The sequence below is a fragment of the Rhodothermales bacterium genome, assembly GCA_039944855.1.
Lineage (GTDB): Bacteria > Bacteroidota > Rhodothermia > Rhodothermales > JANQRZ01 > JBBSMX01.
Genome location: JBDUXZ010000010.1, coordinates 1 through 12,693 on the forward strand (window position 1 = coordinate 1; position 12,693 = coordinate 12,693).

Here is a 12,693-nt window from a genome sequence, read left to right on the forward strand (position 1 = left end):
CCCACTGGGCGTCCGTCAGGTCGGAGCCGTAGCGTTGCGAGCGCATGGGTCCGGGCGTCTGGTGAGCGAATCAGGGCTCTTCCAGACGCCGACGGGCGCCCATAGGCTTCCACTGAGCCGTTCCCCAAACAGTCTCTTAGATCGCTCCCTGTAATAAACTCTGTCGAAGTCACAGGAATGGCCTCACCGTCGTATTCGACTGTTCCTGACCAGTAAAGATTTACAATGGAGGGACAGTCGAGCGAAGCCAGTGCGTCGATCTCACGCTCGACACGCTTGTAAAGCTGCCCTGGGTAGTAGACCTTGACCGCAGCAGCCTGACCCGCATAGGTGCCGCTAAAGACTGCGCCTTGTCCGCCTTTCTTGACCAACGCAGATGCGCTCAAGTCATCTGGAGTTTGAGCATTGAAATCATCTGAGACTGCCCAATCACAAAGTCTGTTTACCTCGTCGGCAGTAACCATGTTAAGCTTCGCGGGACAAGAGATGAGTTAAGGGATCATTCCGCTTATAACATCACTATCAAGCAAGGAGCTAAATAGCACTTTCCTTGAATTTACGCAATTCCCTGCTGATTGCACCAGGAGATCCTAACCTATTTTATCGGACAGCGGCTCCTCTGACCGAACATTCTTCTCGACGCCCCCGCCGCGCCGTGGTGGCCGGAGCTCCCGTGGCAGACCGCCGCTGAGGCCCCCGTCGTCTCGTCCGGCCTCCCCGCCGACCTCTTCATCCCGACGCCGTAACCGCCGCGCGCGATCCCTAACCGACCGGCTCCCGCGGGACCGCCGATTCCGAAATCTTCGTGACCTTCCCCGCCGTCCGCGCGGCTGAAGGGGCGATGAGCGAACCCGCGCCGCCGCATCGCGTTGGAGCCGAGCGCGTGCCGACCCCACCTCCGGCCGCTCCTTCTCTCCCTTTTCCCTTCGTATGCGCTTCCCCCTCCCGTGCGTGCTGCTGCTCGCCGTGGCCCTCCTCGCCGCCGCGCCCGCCGCCCGCGCGCAGTACCCCGTCCCCGCCGACTCTGTGGCCGGCCCCGTGCTGGAGCCCGAAACGGACGAGGAGGCCAACCACGCCCCCGACCCGAACCGCGTCCCGTACGAGACCGAGACGACCGTCGGCGAACACCTCCTCGCGCTCCCGGCGACGGTCTGGAGCGGCGTCGCCTACGTCTTCCGCTCGGCCGTGCTCTACGCCGAGTACAGCGGGGCGATCGACCGCCTCCAGCGGCGCTACCTCGGGCCGGAGCCGCCGCCCTACGGCTTCACCCCGACCATCGGCTTCGGCGGGCGCGACGGACTGACGCTCGGCGGCTCCGTCTTCCACAACGACGTGTTCGGGACCGGCCGCCACGCCCGCGTCGGCGGACGCTACGGGTTCGAGGCCCCCTCCACCTACTCCGTCTTCGGCCGGTTCCAGGACCCCGCCCTCTTCGGCAGCGCGCTCCGCTTCCGACTCAGCGCCAGCTACGACAGCGACGGCGACGAGCGGTTCTACGAGCGCGGCAACGACACCCCGGAAGGGAATCAGATCGAGTACGCCTCCCGGATCGGGCGCGGCGAGGCCGCCGTTACCGTCCCCATCTTTGGCCCCTTCAGCGTCGACTTCTCCACCGAGTACAAGCACGTCGAGATCGTCGACGACGGCGGCACGCCCTTCCCCGTCGGTGTCGTCGGGCGCGGCTCGGCTGATATGGTCTCCGCCGGAGGCCACGTCATCTTTGACTTCAGCCGCGCGGCCGGACTCGCTGCCGAGCGGACCTACGCCGGCTCCGTCTTCCTCTTCGGCTACCGCTACGGGCAGGACCTCGGCGACCGGGAGTTCGCCTACCACCGCCTCTCCGCCGAGTGGCGGCAGTTCGCCCCCGTCCCCTTCCTCGCCTTCGACCGCCGCCTCGCCTTCCGCGTGCGCTACGAGAAAACCCACCCGCCCAACGGCGACCTCGTCCCGTTCTACGAGATCGCCACGCTCGGTGGCCCCGACGACCTCCGCGGCTACGCCAACGACCGCTTCCGCGACGAGGGCTCCCTCTTCGCCACCGTCGAGTACCGCTACCCCGTGTTCGACATCCTCGACGCCGTCGTGTTCTACGACACCGGCCAGGTCTTCCAACGCTACGACGAGATCGACCCCGCCGACTTCCACCACGACGTCGGGGCCGGGCTCCGCGTCTACGGCCGGAGCAGCGTGGCCGGGCGGCTCGAGGTGGCGTACAGTCCCGAGGGCGTCCGACTCCTCGCCCAGATCGGGACGACGTTTTGAGCACCCCCGTGATGCGTGACCCCAGCCTTCCCCGCCGCCCCGCCCCCATGCGCTTCCCCTCTCCCTTCCTCCTGCTGGCCCTCGTGTTCGCCCCGGCGCTCCTCGCCGGCTGCGCGAGCACGAAGCCGTATACCACCGGCCCCGTCAAGACCTTCGACCCGGACAACCTCGACATCCCCCGGCCGGCCGACGCCCGCGAGAACCAGTACTGGGACCCCATCGACCGCACGTTCTTCTACCAGGTCGAGAAGCCGCTGAACCTCAACTGGACGTTCCGCAAGCTCGGGCAGGGCCTCGGGTTCGTCGGGCCGAAGCAGGCGCAGAACGTGAACACGCTCGACGAGGTGCCCAACTCGTCGTGGTTCACGCAGCGGCACTTCTACTTCCCGATGTCGACGGAGGAGCTGCAGCGCGGCCCCAACAGCCTGCCCCGCTCCGGCGGGGTCAACGACGGCCCCGACACCGAGCGGCCGTGGACCGTCATCGCCGGCAAGAGCGAGGGGAAGACGAAGGGGTTCACGATCGAAGACGCGCGCGGCGACCGCTACATCATCAAGTTCGACGGCCCGAACTTCCCCGAGCTGACGAGCTCCGCCGAAGTGATCTCGACGAAGATCTACTACGCCGCCGGCTACTTCGTCCCCCAGAACTCCATCGCCTACTTCGACCCCGCCCTCATCGAGCTCGCCGACGACGCCGAGGTGACGGTAGCCGGCGAGGACCGGCTGATGACGGAGGACGACCTCGCGACGATCCTCGACCCGCAGCCGCGCCGGGCCGACGGCCGCGTCCGCGCGATGGCGAGCAAGTACGTCGACGGCCTGCCGGTGGGCGTCTGGACGTTCCGCGGCACGCGCGACGACGACCCCAACGACCGCGTCCGCCACGAGCACCGCCGCGAGGTCCGCGGCCTCTCCGTCCTCGGCTCGTGGCTCAACGACGCCGACCGCCGCAACGCCAACACCCTCGCCGTCTACACCACCGATGTCCGCGCGCCGGGCGACACAGCCCGCTACCTCCGGCACTACCTCCTCGACATGGGCTCGACGCTCGGGGCGAACGGCTCCGGCACGCACGTCGTCAAGCACGGCCAAGAGTACCTCTTCGACCCGCGCACCATCGCCGCGCAGACCGTCACGCTCGGGCTCCGTCAGAAACCGTACGAGTTCCAGCCGCTCGTCGCGTTCTACCCCTCGATTGGCTACTTCACGGCGAAGTACTTCGAGCCCGAGGACTGGGTGATGGTCCACCCGAACCCCGCCTACGAGTACCGCACCGACCGCGACGGCTTCTGGGGCGCTAAGCGCGTGATGGCGTTTTCGGAGGCCGACATCCGCGCGATTGTCGCCACCGGCCAGCTCACGGACCCCGACGCCGAGGAGTACCTCGTCCAGACCCTGCTCGCCCGGCAGGCCGAGATCGGCCGCTACTGGTTCGGCGAGGTCAACCCGCTCGATCGCTTCGTCCTCGCCCGACTCGATTTCGCCGCGAGCACGGCCCCGAACGCCCCGACGCCCGCTTTCACGCTGGAGTTCGACGACCTCGCCGTGACGGGCGGGCTGGAGCTCGCCGACGCGAGCCGCTACCGCTACGCCGTCTATCACGGTGGCACCCGCCTAGCCGACGGCACCGCCGACGCACCGACGGTCCCCGTCCCGGCCCTCCCCGAACCCGCCCGCGCCTCCGCGAGCGAGGACGACCGCGTGCTCCGCGTCGAACTCGTCACCCTGCGCGACGGGCAGGAGCCGAGCGACCCGACGAATGTCTACCTCCACTTCCCCCTCTCCGGCGACGCCCGCCTCGTCGGCATCGAGCGCAAGTGACGGACCCCAACTCCTGTCATTGCGAGCGTAGCGAAGCAATCTCCTGAGAGGTGCTCGACGTCGGGAGATTGCCGCGTCGCTGCGCTCCTCGCAATGACACCTCGCTGGAATCACGCCCCCTGAGGCTCTCTCATGCTCCAACGGATCAAGGACGACTTCTTCGACATCCGGCGCGACGAGTGGCCGCTCGCGCTCTCGATGTTCGGGTACTTCTTCCTCGTCATCACCTCGTTCTGGATCCTCAAGCCGATCAAGAAGAGCCTCTTCATCGAGTTCTACGACCAGGAGGGGTTCGCGCTCGCGCTCAGCGGTGTGTTCCAGATGCAGTTGCTTGCCTCGCAGGCCGAGCTGCTGGCGAAGGTGCTCAACATGGTCGTCGCGGCCGGGGCGGTGATCGCGTTCACCCTCCTGGCGCGGCGGCTCCGGCGCGAGCAGCTCACCTACGTCTTCGCCGCGTTCTTCATCGCCGCCTTCGTCGTCTACGCGTTCCTCATCGACCGGCCGGCCGACCTCACGGTCTGGACGTTCTACCTCTTCGGCGACCTGTGGACGACGCTGATGGTGGCGACGTTCTTCGCCTTCCTCAACGACAGCGTCACCCCGAGCGCGGCGAAGCGGCTCTACGGGCTCGTCGTGCTCGGCGGCGTGGCGGGCGGCGCGTTCGGGACGACGTTCCTCGCCGTCTACATCGACCAGATCGCCGTCTCTGCGTGGCTGTGGATCTGCCTCGGGATGGCCGTCGCTATCATCGGGCTCGCGTGGAACGCCGGGCGGATCGTCCGCCGCAACCCGCCGCCGGAGACTGGAACGGATAAGGACGTGCCCGACGGCGTCGACCCGGGTCGGGGCGAGGAGGCCACGAAGAAGTCCAACGCGGCGCTCGAAGGCGCTCGGCTCGTCTTCCGCTCGAAGTACCTCCTTTCGATTGTCGCGATCGTCGGCATCTACGAGATCGTCTCGACGATCCTCGACTTCCAGTTCTCGTCCACGATCGCGTACTACCTCGACGGGCCGGCGATCGGGCAACAGTTCGCGACCATCTTCGCGATCTCGAACGTGACGGCGCTCGTCGTCCAGCTCTTCCTGACGACGTTCGTGATGCGGCGCTTCGGGCTGACGGCGGCGCTCCTCGTCACGCCCGCCGTGATGATCTTCGGCTCCGTCGGCTTCCTCGCCGTGCCGATCCTGTGGACGGGATCCCTCCTGAACACGGCCGACAGCGGGTTCGCGTACTCGATCAACCAGTCCGCCCGCGAGGCGCTCTACACGCCGACCACGCGCGACGAGAAGTACAAGGCGAAGGCGTTCATCGACATGTTCGTGCAGCGGTTCGCCAAGTCCGTCGCCGTCGGCGTGAGCCTCGCCATCACCCTCGTCTTCGCCGACTTCTCGACGATCCGCTGGCTCAGCCTGCTCACCGTCGTCCTCGTCGGCGTGTGGGCCTTCGCCGCGCGCTACGCCGGCCGGCAGTTCGCACAGATGGAGCAGCGCGAGGCTGCCCGCGAAGAGGCCGCGACGGCAGCTTGACCCGAACGATGCGACGCTCGCGGCCGAGGACCGTTCACCTTTCGAGATAGACCGGGTCGCCGACGGCGACGCGTCCCGGCTGGACCGTCGAGCCGTATACGCCCAAGCAGGCCTCCCGCTCGCGGCCGATCGCACGCAGCGTCGAGGGGTCCGTCCGTGCCGTCACCGGATCGACGTTGACGACGGCGCACCGCTGGTCCCGCTTATCGACGCGCATCGTTGCGCCGCCGATCCGCAGAACGGCCCCGACCCACGCGTCCTCGGGGAACGGCGCGCCGCCCGCCGCCTCGACGAGCAGGTTGGGCCGGAACCGCTGAACGTCGAGTTCGGTGCCGAGCATCGCGCCCAGGCCGGCGACCGTCTGCGTGGTGATGAGCGAGAGGGGGAAGGTGTCGAAGACGCCGCGGTTCTGTTTGATGACGCGCGCGTCGTGGCCCAGTTCGGCGGCCAGCGCCGGGTCTACGACATCGAAGTCGCGCCCGGCTGGCGAGCGCACCACGGTGGCCGACGTGTCGGGCGTACTGGGATCGGCGAACCGAGGTCGGTAGTGGCCCATGTCCGGCCGCTCCCGGATCGTCAGCCAGGGGAACCCGCTCCGCTCCACGCCGCCCCGGATAAAGGCCCAGCGGCGGTCGCCCGCCAAGCCGTGCCAGGAGAGGTCCGCCGTTTCCAGCGATTCGGCCCCCATCGACTTGACGGGGTAGCGCCACAGCGCCACGACCCGTCCGACTTCGTAGGGATGCGTGCCCCGTCCCCGTAGCGAGTCCTGTTTGAGAGCCATGGTTGCTTCCCGCAACGGGCGTGTGTACGCCGCAGCACAGTTGGACGCTCAGCCCGCACAGAGCGCGCTTGCGTCGAAGCTCGATGGCACCATTTCAACGTACCGTCACGGAGATCGCCTCCTCACCTCGACGGATCATGTATATACCCGGCGCTAGAGCCCCGAAGTCAATGCGGACCGCTCCAACCGGTGGCGAGGTAGTCGATAAAACCCGACGTCCCAGCACATCGAATACCTCGACGAATTCTCCCTTACCCTCGACCGTTGCTTGGTTCCACAGGGGGTTCGGATACGCGGCGAGTTGCATAGCAGGAGGATCTTCCAAAACAGGGGGATCTTCATCCTCTGGAACAGGGGGATCTTCGGTTTCAATTTCGCCCCGCTCTTCAACCATGATGAGGTGGAGTTCACGATTCCCCTCACATCCGAATGTGGGATGGCAGTGAGATCTTCCATCGGGTTTCGCTGACACCCACGGCCCGCCGGGGGTCTGAGTGTATCGAGTGCCCCCAAAATAGCGGGGTACTGACGAGTTGGGTGACAGAGTAGGAGCCCGTTGGAGCCCACTCGTTTGCAGGTCGAGAAGGACCTCCTCCACCGCGTGCACGGGGGGGGCGGGAGATTCTTGCGGCAATAGGAACTCCGAGACAATGCGCACCTTCCCGTCCTCAGTAAGTACGGCGCTGTGTGCGCGCTGGTGTCTTTCTCCGTCGCTGCGCCGACCTGTCTGGTTCCACCAAGCCACCGAGCCGCCCGGATCGAGCACGAGCGCAAAGAGGTTCCTCCAACTCGTCGGGCTCCCTGTCCCGGTCCCGAGCCCAGACTCTGATCCGACAACGAGGAATCGGCCATCGGAGAGAACCCGTGTAACGGAGGGATCGAGGGATGGATTCCCCCAAATAGCAGGCGGTTCGTAGGTTCTGGTCCAATCTATGCCACCCTCGGAATCGACTCGGACGGCATAAAGTTTGGACGCCCCTCCTTCCACCGCCATTACGAGCATCGCTCCTCCGTCTGGGGTCATCAAGGCTGGGGTCAAGGAATTAACATAATTGTAAAAGAAAACCCCGCCTAGATTGGCCACCCATTCGAGCGCCCCTCCAGCCCCGATGTGAAAGAGGCGAGGGTCGGAGCTGGAGTACCTTCCTGTACCGATGAGTATGCCTTCCGTGGTCGGGGTTAGCCCCCCCCCTCGGAGCGGCCATACTTCGTCTATTTCAGAGCGCGTGAGACCGGGGATTTCAACGGCCCACTCGATCTCGCCGCCCGTCGTTACCCACGAAGCAGTTACCTGTCCCTCCGACTCAGCCACAAAATAGAACCCCCCTTCGGCACCGGTTATGGCTAGCGCCGCTTGACTCGAGAACGGCAAGGGGATTTGCTCCAAGAGGTCCCCCTGACTGTCGTATCGCCGGATATAAGCCGCCAGGGTGTCCGAAGAGCCGCAGTTCCAATCATCGTCCCTGACCTCCGCAAGGGCGAAACCTGAGGGTTCGGTCGCAAGGCCGTACAATAAGTCGAAGCCTTCAAGACGGACGCTGGGACAGTCTGTGACGCGTTGGTCGGATAAGAAGGTGAATGCCTGGGGAGGGTCGCTTTGAGCGTATCCCCTATAGGGCAGGAAAAAGAGGAATAGTGCAATCGTGGCCTGAATCTTTAACATTTGCCGTCGCATTTCGACCGTCGCTGAAGGGGATGCCTCCGAGAGAATAACCCCCAAAGCCTTTCGAGTGTTTCGTTCGAAGCAACTCCCTGTAGGCTAGGCAGGGAACGCGGTGTACACGGCATCGAACCGCGACAGCAGACTCGCCGCCTCCGCAACTAGGTAACCCTCCCCGACACGCAGATGACGAAATTGCCGAGGCGTCGAGACGCGGGAGCGAAGGATGAGCCAGGGCCGGTGGCTCGCTACATCGCGGGTCGTCAGAACAGCAAGCGGCTGCGGATCGTGCCGGGCACGTTCTGGAGCGCGGCGAGCGCCGCCTCGGACGACGCCGTGTCCACGTCGATCACCACGTAGCCGATGTCGCCCCGCGTCTGGAGGTACTGCCCCGAGACGTTCACGCCCTGCTCCGAGAACACCCGGTTGATCGCGCTCAGCACGCCCGGCCGGTTCTCGTGCACGTGCAGCAGCCGGTGCTGGCCGGGGTGCGGCGGGAGGGAGACCTCGGGGAAGTTCACCGCCGTCATCGTGCTCCCGTTGTCGCTGTAGCGGACGAGCTTGCCCGCCACCTCGACGCCGATGTTCTCCTGCGCCTCGACCGTCGAGCCGCCGATGTGCGGGGTTAGAATCACGTTGTCGAACCGCTGAAGCGGAGAGTCGAACGGGTCGGCGTTCGTGCGCGGCTCGGTGGGAAAGACGTCGATGGCAGCGCCGCCGAGGTGGCCGTCGTCGAGCGCGTCGGCGAGGGCGTTGAGGTCGACGACGGTGCCGCGCGAGGCGTTCAGCAGGATGGCGCCGGGCTTCATCTGGGCGAGCTCGGCGGCCCCGATCATCCACTGCGTCTGCGGCGTCTCCGGGACGTGGAGCGTGACGACGTCGGCCTCGGCGAGGACGGCGTCGAGGCTGGCCCCGGCGCTCGCGTTCCCGAGCGGGAGCTTGGCCGCCACGTCGTGGAAGACGACGCGCATGCCGAGCGCCTCGGCGAGGACGGAGAGCTGCGACCCGATGTTGCCGTAGCCGACGACACCGAGCGTCTTGCCGCGGATCTCATGGGCGTCGGCGGCGCTCTTCGCCCAGACGCCGCGGTGGGCGAGCGCGTTCTTCGCCGGCACGTCGCGGAGCAGCAGAATCGCTTCGGCGAGGACGAGTTCGGCGACGGACCGCGTGTTCGAGAACGGCGCGTTGAAGACGGGCACGCCCCGCTCGGCCGCCGCGTCGAGGTCGATCTGGTTCGTCCCGATGCAGAACGCGCCGACGGCGACGAGCTTCTCAGCCGCCGCGAGCACGTGGGCCGTGAGCTGCGTCCGCGAGCGGATGCCGAGGAAGTGGACGTCGCCGAGGAGGCCCGGGAGGTCGCCGTCGGGCACGGTCCCCTCAACGCGCTCGATGTTGGTGTAGCCCGCGCGCCGGAAGACCTCGACGGCGTTGGGGTGGATGCCTTCGAGGAGGAGGACGCGGAGGCGGTCGTGGGCGAACGAGACGGCAGACATGAGGATGGGCGACGGGGCGGGGAGAGAGGCCGACAAGATACCGGCGGCGCAGCCCTGTCCCGTCGCCCGCCTGTCTCGTGCGGCAGGTTTTGTCGAAGATGCGGAGGACAAGCACCTACCCCGCCCACCTCCTGCCTCCCCTGCCGATCCCGCCACAGACGACGCCCTAACCCTCGGCAAGGTCGGCGCTGTTCGGGTCGGTGAGGAATGGGCGCGCCGGCGCGGGCGGGAGCGGTGCGGATGAACCCGCGGCCCTCCGTCGCGTAGCTTCCGGGGTCGCGACCCTACGCCTGCATGAAACTCCCCACCGGTACCATCTTCGACCTCCGCGTCGGCGAGCGCGCGCTCGTGGGGATGATGTTCGCGTACAACTTCGCGCTCCTCGTCACGCTCTACCTGCTCAAGCCGGCGCGCGACAGCCTCTTCCTCATCGAACTCGGGCCGGACCGGCTGCCGTTCGTGTTCCTCGCCGTCGCAGCGGCGGTCGTGCCGGTGACGCTGCTCTACGGCCGGCTGGGGCGGCGGCTCCGGCTCTCCCAGCTCGTCAACGGGACCACGCTCGCGCTCGTGGCCTCGCTCGTGGCGATGCGCTGGGCCGTGGACCTCGAAGCGGACTGGGTGTACTTCCTGCTCTACGTCTGGGTCTCGATCTACAGCGTGCTCGCGACCTCGCAGTACTGGCTCCTCGCCGGGGCGGTGTTCGACCCCGCGCAGGCGAAGCGGGTCTTCGCGCTCCTCTCGTTCGGCGCCATCCTCGGCGCGATCGTCGGCGGCGAGCTCACGGGTTACCTCGTGGAGGAGGTGGAGATGCGGACGCGGAACCTGCTGTGGGTCGCGGCCGGCGTGCTCGCCGTCACCGTCGTCCTCGTCAACCTCATCCGAATGCGGGCGGCGGGCGGCCCGAGCCCCGACCCGCACGCGGAATCCCCCAGCACGGACGCGCCCATCCTCGGCATCCTGCGGGAGTCGCGCCACCTCCAGCTCATCACCGCCGTGATAGCGATTGCCGTGCTGACGACGGCGCTCGTGGACTTCCAGTTCAAGACGGTCTCCTCCGCCGCCTTCCCGGTGCAGGGCGACCTCACCTCGTTCATGGGTCGGTTTTACGGCCGCGTCAGCATCATCGCGCTCGCGCTCCAGTTCTTCATCGCGCCCCGGATCATCCGGATGCGCGGGGTCGGCGGAGCCCTCCTGCTGCTGCCGGTGGCGCTCGCGGCGGGCAGCCTCGCGATGCTCTTCGTGCCGGGGCTCCTTGCCGGGACCGTGCTGCGCGGGGCGGACCAGAGCCTCAAGCACTCGATCGACCGGACGGGGCGCGAGCTCCTCTTCGTCCCCGTCTCGCTCACGGCGAAGAAGCAGGTGAAGGTGTTCATCGACGTGTTCGTGGACCAGGGGATGCAGGGGCTCGCGGGCGTCGTGCTCCTCGCCGCGCTCGCGCTCGGGCTGACGGTGCAGACGCTCAGCGTCGTCGTGCTCGCCCTCCTCGTGGTGTGGATCGGGCTCGCGGCGTGGGCGCGGCAGTCGTACATCCAGGCCTTCCGCGAGACGCTCCCGACGCAGAGCGAGGCGTCGGAGCCGAGCCCGGAGCCGCGAGCCGAGCCCGCCCCGAACGTCTCCGACCTCCTCGACGCCCTCGGCTCGTCCCGCACGCACGTCGTCCTCGACGCAATCGACGCCCTCGTCGACGCGGGGATGGTGCTCCCCGAGGGCCGCGTGCGCACGCTCCTCGGCCACGACGCCGCCCGCGTCCGCCGCCGCGTCATCGCCGCCCTCGCCGAGCGCCGCGCCGACGGCTTCACCGACGCCGTGGCGGACCTCCTCCGCGACCGCGACGCCGAGGTCCGCCTCGAAGCCGCGCGCTACCTCTACCGCACGCTCGACGACGACCGGCTCCCCGCGCTCAAGGCCGGGCTCCGCCACGACGACATCCGCATCCGCGCCGCCGCCGTCGGCGTCGTGGCCGAATCGGGGACGGAGGCGGAACGCGCGCTCATCACCGACACCGTGCTAAGCTCGCTCCTCGACCACACCGGCACGGCCGAGGTCGAGACGCGCGTCGAGGCCGTCAAAGCGCTCGGCGCGCTCGACCGGCCGCACTACCACGACCGACTCCGCGGCCTCCTCGACGACCCCTCGCCGCAGGTTGTCCACGCCGCGATCCGCGCCGCCGGCAAGACCGGCGACCGGCTGTTCGTGGGGAAGCTCTTGCGCCTGCTCGCCGACAAGCCCTACGAGAAGGCCGCGCGCGAGGCGCTCGTCGCCTACGGCGACCGCATCTTCGGCACGCTCTACGACTACCTCACCGACGACACCGTCGCCGAGCCGACGCGCCGCAACATCCCCCGGATGCTGGCCGAGCTCCCTACGCAACCGGCCGTCGACCTCCTCCTCCTCAGCCTGGAGCGGCTGCGGGCGCCCCTCCTCTACGACGTGGCGAAGGCGCTCAACAAGATCCGCGCCTCGAACCCCGGCCTCCGCTTCAACCAGGAAGCCATCGACGTGGCCGTGCTCGGCGAGGTCCGCGCGCTCGCGACGGTGCAGGCCACGCTCTTCCACCACGCCCGCTCGCCCGATGCCTACGCCCGCACCTCGGCCGCCGACGAGGTGCGCGAGGCGCTCTTCCGCGAGCGCAAGCAGAGCCTCGAGCGCGTCTTCCGCATGCTCGGCCTCCGCTACCCCTCCGCCGACATGCACAGCGCCTACCTCGGCCTCACCGAGAACGAAGAGCTCCGCGCCTCCGCCGCCGAGTTCCTCGACAACGTGCTCGGCTGGGAGTTCAAGCGCGTCCTCGTCCCCCTGCTCGACGAGGCGCCCGACCTCGGCGACGTCCGCGTGGCCGAGGAGATGGCCGGGAAGTCGTTCCCGACGTGGCAGGCCGCCCTCCGCGACCTCCTCCTCCACCGCCACCCCCGCCCCCTCGCCTGCGCCCTCGCCGCCGTCGCCGACGCGGCCCCGCCCCCGCTCCCCGACGAGCTCGCCGCCATCGCCCGCTCGGCCTGCACGCCCGACCCCTCCGACGATCCGCCGGAGATGCACGGCGAGCCGCCCCCGCCCTTCCGCCCCTCCGGCATCCGACGCATCGCCTTCGGCGGCGGAGCGGGCCCGCCGGACCCGGAAACAGGATCCGCCCGGTAGGGGTGTGTAAGA

General features: G+C 68.0%; 8 protein-coding genes. 4 read left to right on the forward strand and 4 right to left on the reverse strand.

Annotated features, from left to right (window positions below; all coding sequences use genetic code 11):
- Positions 1-464: hypothetical protein (locus tag ABJF88_05880; GenBank protein MEP0546440.1), on the reverse strand; the 464-nt coding region annotated here is incomplete at its 3' end.
- A 466-nt stretch (positions 465-930) separates the two neighbouring features.
- Here ABJF88_05880 and ABJF88_05885 point away from each other — a divergent pair.
- From ABJF88_05885 to ABJF88_05895, 3 genes are all read left to right on the forward strand, one after another.
- Positions 931-2,262 carry a BamA/TamA family outer membrane protein gene (locus ABJF88_05885; protein MEP0546441.1) on the forward strand — a complete coding sequence of 444 codons (1,332 nt, stop codon included), beginning with the start codon at positions 931-933 and terminating at the stop codon, positions 2,260-2,262.
- A gap of 47 nt (positions 2,263-2,309) precedes the next feature.
- Positions 2,310-4,085 (forward strand): hypothetical protein, encoded by a 1,776-nt coding sequence (locus ABJF88_05890; protein MEP0546442.1) that lies wholly within the window; start codon positions 2,310-2,312, stop codon positions 4,083-4,085.
- A gap of 132 nt (positions 4,086-4,217) precedes the next feature.
- Positions 4,218-5,612 (forward strand): Npt1/Npt2 family nucleotide transporter, encoded by a 1,395-nt coding sequence (locus ABJF88_05895; protein ID MEP0546443.1) that lies wholly within the window; start codon positions 4,218-4,220, stop codon positions 5,610-5,612.
- Between the two features lie 34 nt (positions 5,613-5,646).
- On the opposite strand, the gene ABJF88_05900 is transcribed toward ABJF88_05895, so the two are convergent.
- From ABJF88_05900 to serA, 3 genes are all read right to left on the reverse strand, one after another.
- Positions 5,647-6,393: an MOSC domain-containing protein gene (locus ABJF88_05900; GenBank protein MEP0546444.1), complete on the reverse strand. Its 747-nt coding sequence runs from the start codon at positions 6,391-6,393 to the stop codon at positions 5,647-5,649.
- A 94-nt stretch (positions 6,394-6,487) separates the two neighbouring features.
- Positions 6,488-8,056, reverse strand: a complete 1,569-nt coding sequence (locus ABJF88_05905; GenBank protein MEP0546445.1) for a T9SS type A sorting domain-containing protein — start codon at positions 8,054-8,056, stop codon at positions 6,488-6,490.
- Positions 8,057-8,316: 260 nt separating this feature from the next.
- Positions 8,317-9,546, reverse strand: coding sequence for a phosphoglycerate dehydrogenase (serA, locus tag ABJF88_05910; GenBank protein ID MEP0546446.1), 1,230 nt, complete (start codon positions 9,544-9,546; stop codon positions 8,317-8,319).
- Between the two features lie 294 nt (positions 9,547-9,840).
- Here serA and ABJF88_05915 point away from each other — a divergent pair, with 294 nt between their 5' ends.
- Positions 9,841-12,681, forward strand: a complete 2,841-nt coding sequence (locus ABJF88_05915) for an Npt1/Npt2 family nucleotide transporter (GenBank protein ID MEP0546447.1) — start codon at positions 9,841-9,843, stop codon at positions 12,679-12,681.
- The last annotated feature ends 12 nt before the right edge of the window (positions 12,682-12,693 follow it).

What these genes read in the sequence shown, in the direction of transcription:
- ABJF88_05890 (MEP0546442.1), top strand. Translation starts at nt 2,310, where the DNA reads ATGCGCTTCCCCTCTCCCTTCCTCCTGCTGGCCCTCGTGTTCGCCCCG.
- ABJF88_05905 (MEP0546445.1), bottom strand. Translation starts at nt 8,056, where the DNA reads ATGTTAAAGATTCAGGCCACGATTGCACTATTCCTCTTTTTCCTGCCC.
- ABJF88_05900 (MEP0546444.1), bottom strand. Translation starts at nt 6,393, where the DNA reads ATGGCTCTCAAACAGGACTCGCTACGGGGACGGGGCACGCATCCCTAC.
- ABJF88_05885 (MEP0546441.1), top strand. Translation starts at nt 931, where the DNA reads ATGCGCTTCCCCCTCCCGTGCGTGCTGCTGCTCGCCGTGGCCCTCCTC.
- ABJF88_05915 (MEP0546447.1), top strand. Translation starts at nt 9,841, where the DNA reads ATGAAACTCCCCACCGGTACCATCTTCGACCTCCGCGTCGGCGAGCGC.
- serA (MEP0546446.1), bottom strand. Translation starts at nt 9,546, where the DNA reads ATGTCTGCCGTCTCGTTCGCCCACGACCGCCTCCGCGTCCTCCTCCTC.
- ABJF88_05895 (MEP0546443.1), top strand. Translation starts at nt 4,218, where the DNA reads ATGCTCCAACGGATCAAGGACGACTTCTTCGACATCCGGCGCGACGAG.